General features: G+C 59.4%; 18 protein-coding genes. 13 read left to right on the forward strand and 5 right to left on the reverse strand.

Annotated elements, in window-relative coordinates:
- Nucleotides 1-10: 10 nt before the first annotated feature.
- The 5 genes from C5L10_RS22835 to C5L10_RS22855 are packed head-to-tail and all read left to right on the forward strand — an operon-like array spanning nucleotide 11 to nucleotide 4954.
- Nucleotides 11-1042: an ABC transporter substrate-binding protein gene (locus C5L10_RS22835; RefSeq protein ID WP_105431540.1), complete on the forward strand. Its 1032-nt coding sequence runs from the start codon at nucleotides 11-13 to the stop codon at nucleotides 1040-1042.
- 24 nt (nucleotides 1043-1066) lie between these two features.
- Nucleotides 1067-2113 (forward strand): ABC transporter substrate-binding protein, encoded by a 1047-nt coding sequence (locus C5L10_RS22840; protein ID WP_105431541.1) that lies wholly within the window; start codon nucleotides 1067-1069, stop codon nucleotides 2111-2113.
- Nucleotides 2098-3384 carry an ABC transporter permease gene (locus C5L10_RS22845; protein ID WP_105431542.1) on the forward strand — a complete coding sequence of 429 codons (1287 nt, stop codon included), beginning with the start codon at nucleotides 2098-2100 and terminating at the stop codon, nucleotides 3382-3384. The genes C5L10_RS22840 and C5L10_RS22845 overlap by 16 nt, the downstream gene beginning before the upstream one ends.
- Before the next feature lie 3 nt (nucleotides 3385-3387).
- Nucleotides 3388-4188 carry an ABC transporter permease gene (locus C5L10_RS22850; protein ID WP_105431543.1) on the forward strand — a complete coding sequence of 267 codons (801 nt, stop codon included), beginning with the start codon at nucleotides 3388-3390 and terminating at the stop codon, nucleotides 4186-4188.
- A 13-nt stretch (nucleotides 4189-4201) separates the two neighbouring features.
- A complete protein-coding gene (locus C5L10_RS22855) occupies nucleotides 4202-4954 on the forward strand; it encodes an SDR family NAD(P)-dependent oxidoreductase (RefSeq protein ID WP_105431544.1) in 753 nt (250 codons plus the stop codon).
- Nucleotides 4955-4974: 20 nt separating this feature from the next.
- Here the strand turns inward: C5L10_RS22855 and C5L10_RS22860 are convergent, their stop codons facing one another.
- A complete protein-coding gene (locus C5L10_RS22860) occupies nucleotides 4975-5652 on the reverse strand; it encodes a GntR family transcriptional regulator (RefSeq protein ID WP_105431545.1) in 678 nt (225 codons plus the stop codon).
- 181 nt (nucleotides 5653-5833) lie between these two features.
- On the opposite strand from C5L10_RS22860, the gene C5L10_RS22865 reads away from it, so the two are divergent.
- Genes C5L10_RS22865 through C5L10_RS22885 form a run of 5 tightly spaced genes read left to right on the forward strand, consistent with a single transcriptional unit; the run spans nucleotide 5834 to nucleotide 12362 of the window.
- Nucleotides 5834-7198 (forward strand): aminotransferase, encoded by a 1365-nt coding sequence (locus tag C5L10_RS22865; RefSeq protein ID WP_105431546.1) that lies wholly within the window; start codon nucleotides 5834-5836, stop codon nucleotides 7196-7198.
- A 6-nt stretch (nucleotides 7199-7204) separates the two neighbouring features.
- Nucleotides 7205-8641, forward strand: coding sequence for an amidase (locus C5L10_RS22870; protein ID WP_105431547.1), 1437 nt, complete (start codon nucleotides 7205-7207; stop codon nucleotides 8639-8641).
- A 24-nt stretch (nucleotides 8642-8665) separates the two neighbouring features.
- Complete coding sequence (locus C5L10_RS22875; RefSeq protein WP_105431548.1) at nucleotides 8666-9748, forward strand: ABC transporter ATP-binding protein; 1083 nt, start codon at nucleotides 8666-8668, stop codon at nucleotides 9746-9748.
- A gap of 18 nt (nucleotides 9749-9766) precedes the next feature.
- Nucleotides 9767-11245, forward strand: a complete 1479-nt coding sequence (locus tag C5L10_RS22880; protein ID WP_105431549.1) for an NAD-dependent succinate-semialdehyde dehydrogenase — start codon at nucleotides 9767-9769, stop codon at nucleotides 11243-11245.
- Between the two features lies 1 nt (nucleotide 11246).
- Entirely contained in the window at nucleotides 11247-12362 is a 1116-nt protein-coding gene (locus tag C5L10_RS22885) for a histone deacetylase family protein (RefSeq protein WP_105431550.1), read from the forward strand.
- 159 nt (nucleotides 12363-12521) lie between these two features.
- Here the strand turns inward: C5L10_RS22885 and C5L10_RS22890 are convergent, their stop codons facing one another.
- The 4 genes from C5L10_RS22890 to C5L10_RS22905 form a co-directional block, all read right to left on the reverse strand.
- Nucleotides 12522-12941 carry a hypothetical protein gene (locus tag C5L10_RS22890; RefSeq protein ID WP_172717129.1) on the reverse strand — a complete coding sequence of 140 codons (420 nt, stop codon included), beginning with the start codon at nucleotides 12939-12941 and terminating at the stop codon, nucleotides 12522-12524.
- A gap of 466 nt (nucleotides 12942-13407) precedes the next feature.
- Nucleotides 13408-14955 carry an ISL3 family transposase gene (locus C5L10_RS22895; RefSeq protein ID WP_105431623.1) on the reverse strand — a complete coding sequence of 516 codons (1548 nt, stop codon included), beginning with the start codon at nucleotides 14953-14955 and terminating at the stop codon, nucleotides 13408-13410.
- 525 nt (nucleotides 14956-15480) lie between these two features.
- On the reverse strand, nucleotides 15481-16677 hold the full coding sequence (locus C5L10_RS22900; RefSeq protein WP_105431552.1) for a mandelate racemase/muconate lactonizing enzyme family protein: 1197 nt from the start codon (nucleotides 16675-16677) through the stop codon (nucleotides 15481-15483).
- Nucleotides 16678-16711: 34 nt separating this feature from the next.
- Nucleotides 16712-17494 (reverse strand): IclR family transcriptional regulator, encoded by a 783-nt coding sequence (locus C5L10_RS22905; protein WP_245448123.1) that lies wholly within the window; start codon nucleotides 17492-17494, stop codon nucleotides 16712-16714.
- Between the two features lie 146 nt (nucleotides 17495-17640).
- Here C5L10_RS22905 and C5L10_RS22910 point away from each other — a divergent pair, with 146 nt between their 5' ends.
- From C5L10_RS22910 to C5L10_RS22920, 3 genes are read left to right on the forward strand one after another with little or no spacing between them, the layout of a single operon-like run.
- Entirely contained in the window at nucleotides 17641-18336 is a 696-nt protein-coding gene (locus C5L10_RS22910; protein ID WP_105431553.1) for an RraA family protein, read from the forward strand.
- 15 nt (nucleotides 18337-18351) lie between these two features.
- On the forward strand, nucleotides 18352-18786 hold the full coding sequence (locus tag C5L10_RS22915) for a VOC family protein (RefSeq protein ID WP_105431554.1): 435 nt from the start codon (nucleotides 18352-18354) through the stop codon (nucleotides 18784-18786).
- Between the two features lie 54 nt (nucleotides 18787-18840).
- Complete coding sequence (locus C5L10_RS22920; protein ID WP_105431555.1) at nucleotides 18841-20016, forward strand: mandelate racemase/muconate lactonizing enzyme family protein; 1176 nt, start codon at nucleotides 18841-18843, stop codon at nucleotides 20014-20016.
- The last annotated feature ends 10 nt before the right edge of the window (nucleotides 20017-20026 follow it).

The raw sequence follows: 20026 nt of genomic DNA on the forward strand, positions 1-20026 counted from the left end.
GGGAACCAAAATGAGAACTCGGTTTATCGCAATGATGGCTACGGTTGCTTCTATTGCGGCCGCAACTCCAGCTCTGGCCAGGGACCTGACGGTCGTCGGCTTCGGCGGAGCGACCCAAGACGCAATGCGCGAAACGCTTTTCAAGCCTTATGAGAAAAAGGCCGGAACGAAGCTTCTCGAAGAATCCTACACCGGCGGCATCGCTAAGGTGAAGGCCATGGTCGAGACCGGAACCACGACTTGGGACATCGTGCAGATGGATGAAAATGAGATGATCCTGGCTTGCGACCAGGGTCTGCTCGAACCTTTCGACTGGAAGACGTTGCCCAATACTGCCGACATCATTGCGCCGGCAAAGTCCGATTGCGGCGTTGGTGCCTTCGTCTGGTCCGAGATCCTAGCCTATGACGGCAACAAGACGTCGGGGATCACCTCATGGGCCGATTTCTGGGATGTGAAGAAGTGGCCGGGCAAGCGCGGGCTTCGCAAGCAGGCGCGCATGACGCTCGAAATCGGGCTGCTCGCAGACGGCGTCAAGCCGGAGGATATCTATAAGGTTCTTTCCACCAAGGAGGGGCAGGACCGAGCCTTCGCCAAGCTCGAAGAGATAAAGCCTTATATCCAGTGGTGGGAAAGTGGTGCGCAGCCGACCGAATGGCTGGCCTCCGGCGAAGTTGTCATGACGTCGACCTATAACGGACGCGTCATTGCCGACAACAAGGAAGGCAAGAACTTCAAGATGTCCTGGACGAACCAGCTTTATGCGATGGACTTCTGGGCTATTCCGAAAGGCGGGAACACCGAGAAGGCCTTCGACCTCGTCAACTACATGACCAGCCCGGCGCCGCAAAAGGCTTTTGCCGAGAAGATCGTCTATGGCGTGACGAACGGGAAGGCAACGGCTGACATCTCACCCAAGATAGCGCCACAGCTTCCAACGGCCGGACAGAACATGGCCGGCGCTCTCGCGCTCAGCACGCCTTTCTGGGTCGATCACGAGGAGGAAATCCAGCAGCGCTTTAACCGCTGGGTCGCTCAATAAGCTTACAAACGGAGGAAGCGTAAGATGAAAAAGCGAAACATATTCAGCGGCGTCGTCGTGGCCGCCACCCTGGTTGCAGCAACCGCTTCGGCGGCAGATGCGGGCAAGCTCACGGTCGTCGGCGCCGGCGGCGTCCTGCAGGATGCCGAGCGAAAGGCGTTTTTCGAACCCTTTGCGAAAGCATCGGGTGTGACGGTGACCGAGGACTCGTACTCGGGCCAGATGGCCAAGGTCCGAGCCATGGTCTCCAGCGGCAGCGTCTCCTGGGACGTCATGCAGGTCGAGCAGAACACGCTGCTGTCAGGCTGTGCCGAAGGCCTGTTCGAGCCGCTCGATTGGAGCAAAGTCGGCAAGAAGGAAGACTTCATCCCCGAAGCCTATAACGAATGCGGCGTTGGCGCCTTCGTCTGGTCGATGGTTCCGAGCTATGACAAGTCGAAGCTATCCAAAGGACCGGCGAACTGGACCGATTTCTGGGATACCAAGACGTGGCCAGGCAAACGCGGCTTTCGCCAGACCGCCAAGATGACGCTGGAGATTGCGCTTCTCGCAGATGGTGTCCCGCCGGGCGATGTCTATCAGGTGCTCGCCACGAAGGAGGGGCAGGACAGGGCCTTCGCAAAGCTTGATCAGATCAAGCCTAGTATCATTTGGTGGACATCAGGTGCGGAATCTCTTGAGCGTCTGGCAGCCGGCGATGTGGTGACAACGGCGACCTTCAACGGTCGCGTGTCGGCAGCAAATGCCACGGGTAAGAATTTTGCCCTGATATGGAATGGCCAGGTCTACGGGATCGACTACTGGGGCATTGTGAAGGGATCGCCCAACAAAGCCAACGCAGAGAAGTTCATTGCTTTTGCGGCTTCCGAGGCAGCCCAGTCGGTCTTTCCTGAATCGATCGCCTATGGCGTAACCAACGTCAAAGCAATCCGCACCATAAAACCGGAACTCGCCAAGGACCTTCCGACGACGGAAGCGAACCTTAAATCGGCGGTCGGCCTGAACACCGAGTTCTGGGCCGACAATGGCGAGGCGCTCGAAGCGAGGTTTGCGACATGGCGGGCGCAATGACATCTGATCTCCCAATGCGGCAGCCCTCCGGGGCTGCCGCTGCCCACCCCGCGCGCACGTCTTCACTCGCGGCAGGCTTCCGCGCTGACAGGCGAAGACAGACGGTCATCTCTCTTGGCCTTATCGGGCCACTCGTTGCCTTCATCGTCTTCGCATTCGTCTTGCCGCTCGCAACGATGCTATTCTATGCGATCAACAACCCGGAAGTGCGCAACGCGCTTCCTCAGACGCTCGCCGCGCTCGAAACCTGGGATGGCCAGTCGGTCGTCCCGCCGTCCGCCTATGATGCCCTGGTAGCTGACATCAAGTCGGATGTACCGCCGAATGCGCTTGCCGAGGCTGGCCGCCGGCTGAACTATGAAATTACTGGGTTCCGCAGTCTTCTTGCGAAGACGGTGCGCACGGTGCGCAGTGCGCCAGCCCAGCCTGCCGAAGCCCAGCTTGTCTCCATCGATCCGCAGTGGAGTGACCCGTCCCGCTGGCGGGCGATCAAACGCAACGCCTCGCCGCTCACCGCTTTTTACCTGCTCTCCGCAGTCGACCTGCGTCCGGGGGCCGACGGAGGTGTCACGCTTGCACCGCCAGAGGAACGGCTCTTTCTGTCGACCTTGCTGCGGACATTAACGATCAGCGCCTTCGTGACCTTGATCTGTGTCCTCCTGGCCTACCCGATTGCCAATGCGGTCGTATCGATAGGTGGGCGCTTCTCGGCGATCATGCTGGCCTGCGTGCTACTGCCGTTCTGGACTTCGCTTCTCGTGCGAACCAGCGCCTGGATCGTCATTCTTCAGAAGGAAGGCATCGTCAACCGCGGGCTCCAGGCACTGGGCGTAACAGATGCTCCGCTGGAGCTGATCTTCAACAGAACGGGACTATACATTGCGATGGTGCATATCCTGCTGCCATTCATGGTGCTGCCGCTTATCAGCGTCATGAAAGGCTTATCGCCATCGTACGTCAAAGCCTCCGCCTCGCTTGGAGCCGGTCCCGTAACGACGTTCCTGCGGGTCTACCTTCCCCTGACGCTTCCGGGCGTCGGTGCAGGCTGCCTGCTGACCTTCATCATCTCTGCCGGATATTATGTCACTCCCACGCTTGTCGGCGGTGCGTCCGACCAGATGCTGAGTTACTTCATCGCATTTTACGCAAACACGACCATCAATTGGGGTATGTCAGCGGCGCTCGGCGTCTTGCTGTTGAGCTGCATCCTCGCGCTCTACGTGATTGTTGGGCGGATCGTCGGCATAGACCGCATCATCGGAATGGAGTGAACGATGCCCACGAGCCTCCGACGCGCGCAAATAGCCTTTTGCCTGCTCATGATGGTATTTTTGATCGGACCGACCTTTGCCGTCATTCCACTGTCCTTCAGCTCCGCGAGCTTCCTGTCCTACCCGCTGCCGGGCTTTTCCTTGCAGTGGTATGAAAAGATCCTGCAACCACAGCCCTGGATGTCGTCACTTCTTAACAGCCTGATCATCGGACTCGGTGCCACCTTCGTCGCCACCATCATCGGAACGCTTGCGGCCCTTGGTCTTGCGAGAGGGCATCTTCCCGCCCGTTCGACGATATTGGCGGTGGTGATCTCTCCGATGATCGTTCCGGTGGTGATCAGCGGCGTCGGCATGTACTTCTTCTTTGCGAAGCTCGGTCTCGTCGCCTCCTTTTCAGGGCTGATCCTTGCGCACGCAGTCCTCGGTGTTCCCTTCGTGGTGATCACCGTGACGGCAACCCTGAAGAACCTCGACGCATGCCTGGTTCGCGCCGCAGCAAGCCTTGGCGCATCGCCCCTTCACGCTTTTCGAACGGTCACGCTGCCATTGATTGCGCCGGGTGTCATTTCGGGCGCTCTCTTTGCCTTTGTCTTTTCCTTCGACGAAGTCGTCGTAGCGTTGTTTATCAGCGGGCCAGGGCAAAGAACGCTACCCCGCCAGATGTTCGACGGCCTGCGGGATAATATCGATCCTTCCATCCTCGCAATGTCGACGCTGCTTGTCATTATTTCGATTGTGCTAATGGGCGGCGGGGCACTCGCTCAAAAGCGCGCAGCGGCCAACAGAGCGTCGGTCCGATAATGGAGAAAACAGTATGATCATTGTCACAGGTGCAACGCACGGGATCGGTCGAGCCTGCGTGGAAACACTTGCGTCGGCAGGCAGACAAGTGCTCGCCACCGGCAGGGATGCGGGCGCCGGCGCTGAGCTTGCAGCCAGTCACGCAAACATCACTTTTGTTCCTGGCGACGTCAGCGTTGAGAGCGACTGCAAGCGGGTTGTCGAGCGCGCGCTGGAGCTCGGAGATGGACGTCTGTCGGGTCTCGTAAACAATGCTGGAATGTCGAAGCGAATATCCTTTGCGTCCGCGACCATGGCGGACTGGGACGAGGTACTTGCCGTCAACGCGCGCAGCGCCTTCCTGTTTACCCGCCATGCGCTCAACGGTCTCCGCAAGGGCAGGGGCTCGGTCGTCAATATTGCAAGCATCGCAGGCAAAACCGGCGAGGAGGGGCTTGCCGTTTATTGCGCGTCCAAGGCCGCGGTCATCGGAATGACCGAGGCGCTGGCGCTTGAGTTCGGCGAGGAAGTGCGTTTCAACGCGGTCTGCCCGGGACAGATCGGGACTCGGATGATGGAAAAAATCATCGCTGACCCGCTACGCAAAAAGCAGCTGGAGCTGCGCATCCCCGCCAATCGCTTCGGCAGGCCGGAGGAGGTGGCTGACGTGGTCGCCTGGCTGTTGTCGGAACATTCCAGTTACGTCAATGGCACTGTCATCACCGTCGACGGAGGCGAGACTGCAGGCTTGAGGACGCCGCGGGTCGCGGACATCTCAGGCAGCTGAGCAAAGAAGTCCGACGGGAGCTATGCCAGCTCCCGTTCCTCGAAATAGCGGAGAAGGCTCGTTGCAGCGCGCTTGATATCGTTCTCGACACCCTCGCGAGCTTTGACTTTATCACCGGATCGGAGCGCATCCAGAATATGGTCGTGCTCCTCGGCCCCGACATATTCGTGGGGGATCTCGCGGTAGTAGACGTTGAGGATCGGTCCCATTGAGACCCACATGCTTTCGATCTGCCCGATGAGCATCGGCATCCTCGAGAGCCGGTAGACGCCGAAATGAAACGCCCTGTTGGCTGCCCGCGCTGCGCCAAAATCTCCGGCCTTTTCGCTCGCCACGAAGGTGGCATGGAAGCTGGCCAGTTCTTTGATCTCTGGCTCTGTCACATTCTCGGCTGCCAGTTCGGCCGCCAGCCCTTCCAGTGACATTCGGATAAGTTTGATCTGCACATACCTTGAGCGGCTCAGACTGGGTACGCTGATGAATCTGCCGGATCGCAGTTCAAGCGCCTGTTCGCTGACGAGCCGCAGGCACGCCTCTCGTACCGGGGTGACACTGGTGCCAAGCTGGTCGGCGAGATCCTGCATCAAAAGCCGCTCACCGGGAGCGAAATTTCCCACGATCAGGCCTTCGCGCACCTTGTTGTAAATCCGGGCCGACAGACTGCCGATTTCGCCCGGCTGCATCTCCATGACGGTCATTGTTATCTCCTCAGGTTCGCCTTGCCATATCGAACGGCGGCGCGAACGCCAAACACTTATATCTTATAAACTGGGTCTAGGCCGAGAGGCGAAAATGTGAACCACCCACGCAAATCTGCTTGCAACTTCCTTCTGATAACTTATAAGTTATAACTTAGAAAGAGAAATCGGAGGGCATCCTTTGTTGAATTCGCTGCGGTCGAAAGATATGACGCACCATTTCCATTCACAGACCAATCCGCGGCGTCACGAGACGGACGGTCCCTTGATGGTCACCGAGGGGCGAGGTTCGTTTGTCATCGACGAACTGGGCAACCGCTATCTTGAAGGGATGGGTGGGCTCTGGTGCGCTTCGCTGGGCTTCGATAACGAGCGGCTGGCGGATGTCGCCGCCGCTCAGATGAAGAAGCTTGCAACTTACCACACGTTCAACCACCGCTCGAACGACCCCTGCTCTGACGTTGCAGAGCAGATCGCAGAACTCTCGCCAATCCCCGGAAGCAAGGTATTTCTCGTGAATTCGGGCTCGGAAGCGAACGACACGATGGTAAAGCTCGCCTGGTATTACAATGTTGCGCGCGGCAAGCCGGCAAAACGTAAGATCATCAGCCGCAAGGGTGCCTTTCATGGAAGTACGGTCATGGGCGCGGCCCTCAGCGGGCTCCCTCACATGCATGAGAGCTTCAACCTCCCCGGACTGAACGTGATCTTCGCCGAGAAGCCGCACTTTTATCGCAACTGCGAGGCTGGGGAGAGCGAAGAAGCATATTGTAACAGGCTGATCGCCGACCTCGAGAATTTGATCCAAAAGGAAGGCGCAGATAGCATCGCGGCCATGATCGCGGAGCCGATCATGGGGGCCGGCGGGGTTGTCACGCCACCGGCCGGTTATTTCCCCCGGGTTCGGGAGCTCCTGGCGCGCAATGATATTCTCTTGCTTTCCGACGAGGTCGTTTGCGGCTTCGGGCGCAGCGGACATTGGTTCGGATCCCAGGCCTATGGCTTCGTTCCCGATATGATGTCGATCGCCAAGGGTCTGTCTTCCGGATACATGCCGATCGCCGCCGCAGTCATCAGCGACGATGTTTATCAGGTGATTGCGGACGAAGCCAACCGGATTGGTGTCTTCGGGCATGGCTTCACCTATTCTGGCCATCCGGTCACGGCAGCGGTCGCCGCCGAAGTGCTGCGCACCTATCGCGAGATGAATATTCCTGCTCGCGCCGCCGCCCTCGGCCGGCATCTGTTTGCAGCTCTTGGCAATTCCGTTGCACATCACGAGATGGTCGGCGAAGTGCGTGGCGAGGGCTTCCTGGCAGGGATCGAGCTCGTTGCTGACAAGGCCGCCCGAACACCATTCGATCCCGCACTTAAGGTGGGCGCGCTCGTCGAGCGCCGTTGCCGTGTGCATGGTGTGATGATCCGCAACATGGGAGATGTCATCTCCATTTGCCCACCCTTCGTCATGACAGAGAGCGAGATCGACCAGCTTGTGGGGGCTATCGCCGCTGCTCTTGACGACGCTCACGCTCAGTTGGGGAGATAACGGTTCATGGACGATTTCTCGAAATTCGACCTCATCGGCCAGGCGGACCTTGTCAGGGCAGGCGAAGTGAGCGCCGAGGAACTGCTTGAGGCCGCAATTGCCCGTGCTGAAGAAGTAAACCCTCGGCTGAACGCGATCATCAGGCCGCTTTACCAGGAGGCGAGGGCGGAAGTGCCCCTTGCTTCCAAGGACAGCACATTTGCCGGCGCGCCTTTTCTGGTGAAGGACCTTTATTGTCACATGGCGGGGGTTCCGACGACCGGCGCTTCAGCGCTGACCAAGAACTTCGTTCCCGATCACGACAGCGAACTGATGAAACGTTACCGGCGGGCCGGACTGAGCACCATCGGGAAGACCAACCTCTGCGAATTCGGAACGCTTGGTACGACGGAGCCAAAACTATTCGGCCCGACCCGCAACCCGTGGGACGAAAGCCGCTCAAGCGGCGGTTCGAGCGGCGGGACGGGCGCTGCCGTCGCAGCGGGGATCGTCCCGGCCGCGCATGGCGGCGACGGTGCCGGCTCAATCCGCATCCCCGCCTCATGCTGCGGCGTCTTCGGTCTCAAGCCTTCCCGCGGTCGGATCACGCTGGGTCCGGATCTTGGCGACAGCACCGGCGGTATCGTCAATGAGCATGTCCTGTCACTAACCGTCCGCGACAGTGCAGCTCTTCTCGATGCCACACATGGCCCACTGGCCGGCGATCCCTATACGGCGCCGGCGCCTGAGCAATCCTACCTTCAGGCATTGAAGACCAAGCCTCGCAAGTTGCGGATCGCCTATTCGACCGGCTCGCTGCTTGGCACATTCGTCGATCCCGAATGCGTGCAAGCGACGCTTGAAGCTGCGAGGCTTTGCGAAAGCCTGGGGCACGAAGTCATCGAGGCGGCGCCGCAGATCGACGGTGACACCTACCGGACGTATTACAAGCGCTTTTGGGCGATGACCGCAACACGCGCCATCACAGCGCTTGCCCGCGGTAGAGGTGTCAAACCCGACAGCCTGGTTTCCGAAGTCGAACCGTTCAACCAGTACCTCTTCGAGGTCGGCTCGAAGATCACGGCGGCAGATTATCTCGTCGATCTCAACTGGTTCCATGGCGTCGGGCGAGACATCGCGAACTTCCTTGGAAGATTCGATGTCTGGCTGACACCAACTCTCGGCTCGCCGCCTCCGGTTCTCGGTCATTTTGATGCCGGGATCCATGGTGGCGAGGAGGTGATGGAGCGCTTCCTGCAGTTCCTCTCCTTCACAACATTCGCCAACATGGCTGGGCTTCCCTCGATGAGCATGCCGCTCCACTGGACCCCCGGTGGGCTGCCTGTCGGGACCCAGTTCACGGGACGCTTCAACGACGAGGGCACGCTGTTCCAGCTTGCAAGTCAGCTTGAAGAGGCTTTGCCGTGGGTCGGGAGGCGTCCTTCAATCCACGCGGCGGCATAAGCAAACAACAAAAGGGGAACCGCTATGTCAACATCGCAATATGTAGAATTCAACAATGTCGATAAGAGCTATGACGGCCGCAACCTTGTCGTCGATAATCTCAATCTAGCCATCGCTCAGGGAGAGTTTCTGACGATGCTTGGGCCATCAGGTTCCGGCAAGACGACAAGCCTGATGATGCTTGCCGGCTTCGAGGCGCCGAGCGCTGGCCACATCCGCATCGCCGGACGCTCTCTCGACGCAGTACCGCCGCATCGCCGCAACATAGGCATGGTCTTCCAGAACTACGCCCTCTTTCCGCATATGACGGTCGGCGAAAACCTCGACTACCCCCTCCGCATCCGCAAAATGGGCAAGGCGGAGCGAAGCGAGCGGGTTCGAAAAATTTTAGACGTCGTGCAGATGCAGGCCTTTGCCGACAGGAAGCCATCGCAGCTTTCGGGCGGGCAGCAGCAACGCATTGCGTTGGCCAGGGCGATCGTCTTTGAGCCCGACGTGGTGCTGATGGATGAGCCGCTTGGCGCGCTCGACAAGAACCTTCGCGAACACCTGCAGCTCGAGATCAAGCATCTGCATGAGCGGCTGGGAATAACAGTCGTCTATGTCACCCATGACCAGTCAGAAGCCCTGACCATGTCGGATCGCGTGGCCGTCTTCAATGCCGGCAAGATTGAGCAGCTAGCGCCGCCGAGCGAACTTTACGAGCATCCCGTCACGCCCTTCGTTGCGGGGTTCATCGGTGAGAACAACCGGCTGACCGGAAAGATTTCGGGTCGGAACGGTGACGAATACGCCGTTGAGACTGATACGGGCCATCGCATGATCGTTCGAAGCAAGACCGCATTCGCCGACCAGCAGCCAGTCATCATCTCTGTGCGACCGGAGCGGATCCGCATCGAGCAAGAGGCGGGCGGCCTGAACCGCTTCGGAGGCACGGTCGAGGAGGTGATCTACCTCGGCGATCACAAGCGTCTCCATATCAAGCTTGACGATTCCTCCATGCTGGTGGCGAAAGTGCCCAATGCGGGCGCCAGCATCGATATCAAGCCATCTCAATCGCTTTCGCTCGGCTGGGACAGCAAGGACGCTGTTCTCATTCCGGCCTGACATCAAGGATTATTGACGATGACGATCTTCCGGGACCTCAATCTTCGGAACCCCGAACTGCTGCGTGATCGCGCCTTCGTGGGAGGGACGTGGATCGAAGCTCCGCCGTCCGCGCGTATCACCGTGACCGATCCGTTCGACGGGTCGCCGATCGCTGATCTGCCAAGCCTTGGGCTCGACGCGGTGCGGTTGGCCATCGATGTTGCCTACGATACGCAAAAAGCTTGGGCTGCCAGGCCGGCGCACGAGCGATCAGCGGTGCTGAGCCGGTGGTATAACCTGATCATTGCCAACACCGAGGATCTGGCAATCATCCTGACGCGCGAGCAGGGTAAGCCCCTGACGGAAGCTCGCGGCGAAATCCTCGCCAATGCCCGCTATATCGAGTGGTTCGCCGAAGAGGCGAAGCGCGTCGATGGAGACATTATTCCACCGCCGTCAGGCAATCAGCGCCTGATGGTGCTGAAGCAGCCGGTCGGCACATGTGCAGCGATCACCCCGTGGAACTTTCCGAACGGAATGATCACCAGAAAAGCCGGCCCGGCCTTTGCCGCCGGATGCAGCGTGGTATTAAAACCAGCGTCACAGACGCCGCTCTCGGCCTTGGCACTTGCCCTCCTTGCGCAACAGGCAGGAATCCCCGACGGATTGTTCTCGGTCGTGACCGGTCCTGCACAGGCGATCGGCGAGGAGTTCTGCACCAACCCGAAGATTACCAAGATCAGCTTCACAGGATCGACAGAAGTGGGGCGCTGGCTCATGGAACGGGGCGCGGCGCAGATCAAGCGGCTGTCGCTCGAGCTTGGCGGCAATGCGCCGTTCATCGTATTCGACGACGCCGACCTCGATGCGGCCGTCGAAGGCGCGATCGCATCGAAGTTCCGTAATGCCGGGCAGACATGCGTCTGCGCCAACAGGCTCTACGTTCAAAACGGCATCTATGCTGACTTCGCGTCGGCCCTCTCGAAACGCGTGGCCGGTCTCAGATTGGGGGACGGCGCTGATCCCGAGACAAGCCAAGGGCCACTCATCGACCGAAAGGCCGTTGCGAAGATCGAGGAGCATATCGCCGATGCTCTCGCCAAGGGGGCGAAGGTGATGACGGGTGGGGGCAGAAGCCCGCTTGGCGGCAACTTCTTCGATCCGACGGTGATGACAGGCGTGACGCAACGCATGAAAGTCGCCAAGGAAGAGACATTTGCTCCGCTTGCTCCGCTCATTGCCTTCGACACCGAAGCCGAGGCTATCACAATGGCCAATGACAGCGAGTATGGCCTCGCATCCTACGTCTTCACCCGCGACTATGCACGCATTTGGCGGGTCGCCGAAGCGCTGGAGGCCGGAATGGTCGGTGTCAATACAGGCCTGATCGGCAGCGAGGCAGCTCCCTTCGGGGGCGTTAAGCAGTCCGGTATTGGGCGCGAGGGATCGAAATACGGGATCGCCGAATATCTCGACATCAAATATGTGTGCCTTGCCGGAATAGGTGCTTCGTAGGATGAAGGTGGTCTATACCGGCAGGCATCGGGCTCACATTCCAGGTGATGTGATCGAGAACGGCATAACCCGCCCAAGCCGCGATGTTCCCCAAAGGATGGATGCGCTCTTGCGCGCCGTCTATTCATTGGGCCACGACGTTATCGAAGCGGATGACCATGGGACATCGCCGCTGGCGGCTGTTCACTCCAAGGCATATCTGGCGTTCCTTGCAACGGCCTATCGCGACTGGCAGCGCCTCGGCCTTGCCGGTCGTGTGGTGCCGGCAGCCTTCGAAACCAGACCGGAGGCCTACTGTGACGAGTGGTCACCGATTGCGAAGTCCGGCTTTCACCTTCGCGATCAAATCACGCCCATCGGTGAGGGAACATGGAGTGCCGCATACTGGGCGGCACAGACGGCGCTGACCGCAGCCGCGCTGATCAAGGAGGGTGAAAATCAGGCCTATGCGATGTGCCGCCCATCCGGACATCACGCCGGTCCCGACTTCGGGGGCGGCGCCACCTATCTCAACAATGCGGCTATTGCCGCACGATTTCTCGCCAGGGATTTTGGTCGGGTCGCGATAATCGACATCGACGTCCACCACGGGAATGGGACCCAGGAAATCTTCTGGGACGATCCTGATGTCTTCTTCGCGTCTATACACAGAAGCCCGGAAGCCTTTTATCCGCATTTCACGGGTTCTCAGAAAGAAACTGGAGGCTCAGCGGCTCCAAACGGCATTCTAAACGTACCTCTGCCCGCACGGGCCGGAGACGCTGCTTTTGTGCAAGGTATCGAGACTTGCCTCGCCGGCGTGCTTGAGCATAAACCGGGAGTGATCGTCGTTTCGCTTGGTTTCGATGCCCTTTCAACGGATCCGTGCACCGGACTGTCGGTATCTGAACCGTCATTCGAAACGGTTGGGCAGCGGATAGGCGCCATAGACAAGCCAATTCTACTTGTCCAGGAAGGCGGATACGATCTTGTGAATCTCCAAGGCGTGGCACAAAGGTTTCTGCGCGGCTTCTGCTCGGCCGAGAGCCAAGCCCACAATCCGATCAGATCAGCCGGAAATAGCTTCGCTTCGAGGCAAGCCCTGACTCCATTGAAGACGCCTGTTGCTATGAGGTGAGTGGCTCGGCGGCCTCGCGCCGCGGGCTGTCGATCCCGGTTTCCGGCTGACGCCGGCGCTTCTCTAATCGGCGGGATGAGGTCAAGCTCTTTTGCGCTTTTCCAGGGCTGGCCGCAGCAATATAGCCGTCCACAATTGTCTCCTTTGCGGTTAGACGGCTCAGCGAGACACCGATACCTCTCTGCATAGGGCAACGATTTCGCAACCGTAGCTGCTGGTCAGTTCAAAGAGGGTCAGTTTGCCGATGAGGATTTCCGCGCGCTTTTCATCGATTGCTTTGCCGTATGCATCGTGGAATCGTTCGGCTGCTGATTGATGAGGGGACGGGTACAAGGCTGAAAGTCGATCTTGGGTAATATCGGTACATTTGGAGAGGCGTATGTCGAATATAATGTTGCCCAACTGAAAGTCAGCCGCGACAAACGCCACCGTGTCGCTGAGCGTCAATGAGAACTGCTGTCCATCAACCATCTTCAGACCTAATTTCACGACATCGTCCTCGACCGTGATGCCCGTCAGCCCACCATCATGGAACCACGGGTTTTGAAGAAAACCAAGTTCGTCTAGGTGGTAATCCAAGGGCAACTCCCGATTTCAAACGGATAATGCCTAGCGCAATTTGCCCAGAACGCAACGTCGCTTCTGGGGCATTTTCCAACCGAAAGCGCCGCTATATAGAAGCAGTCGTCTCCTGCGTCTATCTTGGCTAGCGTTCAACGTCTTTTCGCGGCCCGCGCTTCTCTCCGGGATCGGCACTAAGCCCTCCCACGATGGGGTTCTGTAGATGATGTGGTCCAATCTATGCTGCATCCTGATGACGGATCATCGGAATAAACGCCGCCACGAACTCACATCACCATCGTCCGCGAAGGACGTCTTCCGCCGCTACGCGGAACCCTGAATCCGATTCTCTCGCTCGCCTTTGTGGCTGACCGTCATGCCGCTACGGGTCGCTTCCTGATAGGAAGTCACTGCTGGGGTTTCGACGTAGGCATCGTAACCTCGAAAGAGATAGAGGCGAGTTCTTAGGTTAAGTGGCTCTTCCTCACTTTGTGTGGAGCCGTGGCAGCATTCGTGCCTTCAGCAGTTCGGGACCTGCCCTACCGTACATCGAGCGCTTGAGGGTCTTGAGGCGGTTGATCTGGCCTTCGGCCTGTCCGTTGCTCCAAGGTAGCTCGATGGCGTTATTGACGGCATCGAGGTCCCTGCGCAGCACGCGAGCGAACCGCATGATCGGAATGAGTTCGGAATCGATCGCATCGTCGATCCAGGCATCCAGTGGCGCCGATGTCTTGCCGCGAAGAATGCCGTTGAAGCGCATCGCCAGGCGTCGCATCTCGGCGAACGCCTCAGATCCCTGCTTCAGGGCATCGACCTTCCTTGCCTGCCAGTCCGTCAGCAGACCTCGCGGCTTGATGCACAGCGCTGCGGCAACCACTGGCGAAATCGCATGACCGGTGTCGGGATCTCGAACCGGTTCCGACTTCGACGCGACTGGCGGAACGTCATTGCCCTGTCCCCTTTCGGCCCGCCGCCAGGCTCCGAGCAACCGCTCCAGATTGGCGAAGCTGCCGGTGTAGCCGCGCTGCTTGACGTCATGAAACAGATGCCGTCCGCGCCGATTCCCATCCTTCCAGCATTGGGCAAGGAAGGCTTCGAAATACCATGGTGATGTGGGGTTCAGTGCCGACCGTCGCCTGTCTGGCGGAATCTTGAACTTGAGCCACTTCGTTACGCTGTGACGTTCATAGCCGGTCCGTCTGGCGATCTCGCTGTAGGACAGCCCTTCCTGGCGCAAAGCATGAAGCATGTCGAATATTTCCTGGCGGGACTGCCTATGCGAAAGACGGGCGCGCCGGCGATGCGTCGCAGCGTCAACAATTGCGTCCTCCGAAAGAATTGCCCTGCCGGTGGCACGCCCGGAAAGGCTCATCTGTTCTTCGATGGCCGAGCGAAGGTTCTGGACCAGATGAAACCGATCGGCGACCTGCTTGGCCTTCGGTGCGCCTTCACGGGTGGCCTGCGCATACAGGCCGCAGCGGTCGCGACTGACGACCTCGATGGAGGGATGGTCACGCAGCCACTTGGCGGCACTCTCGACGCTGCGATCATCCAGTATGTCGATGACCGAGCGTCGCTCGAGATCGACCATGATGGTCCCATAACTCGTCGCCCGCCGCCAGCTCCAATCATCAATACCGACCACCCGTATCTCGGAACTGCGTTGAGCCGCCGCAGCATCCCGCTTCAACTGCCGCAGAATGGTGTCGTCGCTGATCGGCATGCCGAGCCGCTCCATCAACCGCTCACCAGGACGGCCGCCGGCGCTGTGGCCGAGCAAGCCGACAATCTCCCCGACCCTTCTCGTCCGGCGCGCATAAGGAGCAGCGATCGTCGGCAGTCGGTCGGTGAACGTTCGTCGTGCGCAGTCCCCATGTGGACATCGCCAGCGGCTCACCAGGAGTTTCACTGTCACCGACTGACCCTGGACCGGCAGATCCTGGAGACTACGGCAGGACCAGCCATGCCGACTTCGGCTTCGCCGTCCACAATCGGGGCAGATGCCGATCGCGGATCCAGCGGCGGAAACAATCCACCTGTCGTCAACAGTGAGCGCGACACCCAGTATCTTGACCCCTGGGCCGGGCGACCATTTCGAATTTGTTCGCATGCCCGCCCATAGCGACAACCTCGCTAACGACAGGTGAACCACACAAAGTGAGGAAGAACCCGATTAAATGCCAAACGACAGCAAGACCGTGGGCCTATTTGGGGACCGAGGATCTTTCCGCTCAAGATGGCAGACTACTTCGCGAGCCGTTATTGATCGCTCGTGCCTACAGGCCCCTACGCAGACGAACGCTTGTTCACGATAGTGAGCTGCATCAAAGTAGCTAGATCCAGATTAGAAAAAAAGCATCGCAGTTGTGTGGCATCATGGGAGCAAAACCAAGCAAACCAAGGCTGTATCGAGTCTTGAGTGTTGATCGCGGCGCTGAAACCCTCCCTAGGACGCAGAGCTGCGATTGGCGCAATTGGCGTAGCGCGGTTGGGACTAATTCCATGCGCAATTAAGAGGATCGACACTCACTGGTATTTTCTTCTTCTCCTTACCCTTTTAGGAAAAGAAGTCGATATCATCGTCGGCAAGATATCGCTTAGCTTCCGCGGGTATAAGATCAACACCCATTCCAGGTCGGTCAATAACGTCTATAAAGCCATCCTTCACGATCGTTTGTGGCAAACCTTCCACAATATCGTACCACCAGGCGGGATCGCCAGTCGTGTACTCAAAGGCTATGAAATTGTTGGGGAGAGTTGCGGAAACCTGAACGAGGGCAGCGAGCCCAAGTAGTCCGTTCGCTGTTCCATGCGGGGCCATCATGATCGAATGTAAATCTGCATATTCCGCAATCCATTTTAGTTCCGCGATGCCACCGACATCCGCCGGGTCCGGCCCAACTACGTTGACCGCTTGGCTCTCGATCAGCTCCTTGAAATTCTGCCTCAAATAGATCTGCTCGCCAGTATGGATCGGCGTCGTGCTGGTGCGGGTCAGTTCTCGGTAAACGCTAGCATTAACCCAGGGCGTATAATCGCCCGACAGCAGATCTTCGACCCAGAGAAGATTGTAGGGTTCGAGCAAACGCACCAGCCGGATGGCGTCGGACAGCATCCAGCCGGGTCCGCAATCAAGCGACAGGCCAATCGTGTCTCCGGCAACTTCCTTCATCGCCGCGACGCAATCCACAAAATGTCGCAACCCCTTTTCGGTGGCCGGGCCGCGATCAAGCGCCCCGTGGAACGCTCCGGGACTGGGCTCGTGATAATAGAAGTTCTCGACAACCCGCTTCATCGGCGAATGAAAGCCGATTGGCTGCTTGATGATGGTAAACCCCTCGGGCAGCGCCATCATCTTCTTCAGGTCGTCGGCAAGATCTTCCGGCCGGTGGTTCTCGATCGGGAAACGGATCGAACCGTTATAGACCCGCACCCGATCGCGTACCTTGCCGCCTAAAAGCTTGTAAACTGGAACATTGGCCGCCTTGCCGGCAATGTCCCAGAGCGCCATTTCGATGACGCTGACTGCCGATCCCCAAGGTTTGAAGCCGCCACGCTGGCGGATCTTTAGCATCACCCGCTCCACATTGGTCGGGTCCTCACCGATCAGAGCCTCGCGGAAGGCCAGGATATGGCTTTTCAGATAGGGCTTCCATGTCTCGGCCTGGCCGTATCCGGACATGCCCTCGTCCGTGACGATCCGCACGATCGGGCTCTTGCCAATGACCGCGCATTTGAGATCGACGATCCTCATTCTTCCTCCCACTCGACTTTTCCGGTCCGTCCCGTCAGACCGGCATTGCTTCACTCATGGCGCGCGCGGCATCGATCGCCGCAAGCCGGATTTCCTCCATCCGGCTTGGCTCTGCCCCGGCCAGATAGGGCACGCTAATGGCCGCCACGACACGCCCCGTCTTGTCGAGAACCGGCGCGGCGAAGGCCTGGATGCTCGGGGCGTTCTCGCCTCTGTCCTGCGCCCAGCCCAGCCGCTTGATGCGCGTCAGTTCGCTCATCAGCCGCTTCGGATCCGTCTGCGATTTCGAGGTATAGGCGATCAGCGGCTTTGCCAGCCAGGCGGCCAGTTCCTCAGGCGGCAGATGCGCCAGAAGCATCTTGCTCGCCGCACCCGCATGAATCGGCATGCGCTGGCCCGGAGCGACCGTCAGCGCATATTGCCGGCGCCCCTGCGCCGCCGCCAGAACGAGAATGCCGTCCTGGTCGATCACCGAAAGCTTGCTGCCCTCGCCGATATCGGCAGACAGCTTGTCGAGAAAAGGCTGCGCCACCGCCGCCAGATCGATCTCGTTGGCGCCGGTCGCCACATGCGAGGCCAGCGCCAGGAGCCGGTGGCCGAGATGGTAGGCGCCGCTGTCGTCGCGCCTGACCATGTCGTGGCCCTGCAGCGTATTGACGATGCGGTAGATGGTGGTGCGGGGGAGGGCAAGCAGCGCCGTCAGCTCGCGAATGGTCGCGCCGCCGGTCCGGCGCTCCAGTTGCGCCAGCACGTCCATCATCCGGTCGATGACCGGGATCTTGTATTTCGACGCGCCGCCGTCACTCATTTCATCCATGGCTTACTTTCGCCGTTGACTTTCCGCACCACATCTTCCTATCATGCATAATTGAACTAGGGAAGTTCAAATATGAATATCTCCGAAATCCTTTGAGGTGGGGTGGAGGAGATCGAAATGGATTTCTGCTGGAGGAGGCAGACCGCATGGACAGAGATTCTACGGCGATCGCGGCGAAGGCCGCGCGCTTCGGCAAGCTGTATACGGCTGCCGTCTACGACATTCTCGACGAGATGGGACTTCCCAATCAGTGCATGGATCTCGATATCCGGGCGCTGGATCGCGGCATGCGGATCGCCGGCCCCGCCTTTACCGTCGCCTGCACCGCCGACATGCGCACGGACGACGAATACGACAATGAAGAGGTGAAGACCTTCACCTTCTTTCGCCGGATGTATGAGGGCTGCGTCGTGCTAATTTCGGCGGCCGGCGAACGCAAGGCCGGCCACTGGGGCGAGCTGATGAGCACCGGCTCCAAAAGCAAGGGCTCCGTCGGCGTCGTCGTCGATGGCGGCATCCGCGACGGCAATATCCTGATGGGCATGGAAAACTGGCCGGTCTTCACCCGATACCTGTCCCCGATCGAATCGCGCCGGCGGACCCGCATCAGCGGCATCGAGGTGCCGATCGCCGTCACTGGCACACTGACATCGCAGATTCGGGTCAATCCGGGCGACTGGATTTTCGGCGACATGGACGGCGTGATCGTCATTCCCGCCGACAAGGTGGATGCGGTGCTCGACCGTGCCGAAGAGATCATGGGCATCGAGAACCGTTCGCGCAACGAGATCCGCGCCGGCGCCGACGTTGCCGACGTCTATGCCAAATACGGGCGCCTTTAACCGGAGATACTGCAAATGCTGACCGTTTCATCGATCGCCCATGTGGCCATTCGCGTCAAGGACGTTGAACGGACCCTCGATTTCTACGTCAACAAGCTCGGCTTTTCGGAGATGATGCGCCTCGACAAGGATGGTCAGCTCTGGCTGGTCTACCTGCGCATCACCGACGACCAGTATCTCGAAATCTTTCCCGACGGCGTCGGCGATCGTGCGCCCGACCGTGAAACCGTCGCCTACCATCATCTGTGCCTTGCCGTTCCCGATATCCACCAGGCGGTGGCCGAACTGGACGCGCTCGGCATCGAGCGTATCCGCCCGACCATCAAGGCTGCCGACAACAACTGGCAGACCTGGATCGAGGATCCGGATGGTCACCGCATCGAACTGATGCAGATGGCCGACGACAGCCTCCAGTTCGAGGCCATCGCGCGCCTGAAATCGCTGGCCTGACAGTCAAGAGACACATGGCGGAAGGTCGGCATGCAGCCGGCCGGGAGGAGTCACATGAAGATCGTAAAGCAGAAGATCTTTGTCGCGAATGTTTCGCGCACCAATTTCGTCTTCGTTAAACTCTACACGGACGACGGATACGAAGGTGTCGGCGAAGCGACGCTCGAGTGGAAGACGAAGACCATCGTCTCGGCGCTGGAAGAGCTGGAGCGTGTCCTGATCGGCCGCAATCCGTTCGAGGTCGATGCGATCGTCGAGCAGTTGCACCGGGATTCCTACTGGCGGACCGGGGCGGTGTTCCGCACCGCGCTCGGCGCCATCGAGGCCGCGCTTCTGGACATCAAGGGCAAGGCGCTCGGCGTGCCGGTCTTCGAACTGCTCGGCGGCAAGTACCGCGACCGCGTCGAATGCTACGCCAATCACTGGTTCTTCGGCGCCGTCACCCCCGACCAGTATGCCGAGAATGCGCGCAAGGCCGTGGCAATGGGCTACCGCGCCCTCAAATGGGACCCGTTCGACGTCGCCGACCTGGAAATGACCCGTAAGCAGCGCCGCGAAACAATCGACATCGTCGCCGCCGTCCGCGATGCGGTCGGTCCGGACGTGGATCTGATGCTTGATGTTCACGGCCGGCTCAACGTGCCGACGGCGATTGCCATGTGTCGCGAACTGGCGCCCTACAATCTCCGCTGGATCGAGGAGCCGACGCCGCCGGAAAGCATCGACGCGCTCGTCGATGTCCGCGAGAAAAGCCCCGTTCCGATCGCCGCCGGCGAGCGCTGGTACGAGCCCGGCAAATTCCTCGAAGCCCTGCACAAGAAAGCCGTCGATATCCTGCAGCCCGACGTGTCGCATGCGGGCGGCCTTGGCGAGACCAAGCGTATTTCGCATATGGCCCACCACCACCTGATCCCGATCGCTCCGCACAATCCGGTCGGCCCGGTCATGAACGCCATGACGCTGCATATGTCGGTCGCCATCCCCAATTTCTCGATCTTCGAGACCGTGTCGGTGGATGTGCCATGGCGCAAGGAGCTGGTGCGCGAAACGCTGCAGTTCGAGAACGGCGCAATTCTGGCGCCGACCGCGCCGGGCCTCGGCGTCGAACTCAACGAGGAAGCCTGCGACCGCTACCCTTATACGCCCTACGACGTGCCGCTGTTTGACGGCAGCATGAACACCAGCGGCGTGGCGACCGGGGCGGTGACGTTGACGGATGGCACACGCTGATGGCGACCGG

The sequence above is a fragment of the Neorhizobium sp. T6_25 genome (assembly GCF_002968555.1).
Taxonomy (GTDB): Bacteria; Pseudomonadota; Alphaproteobacteria; order Rhizobiales; family Rhizobiaceae; genus Neorhizobium.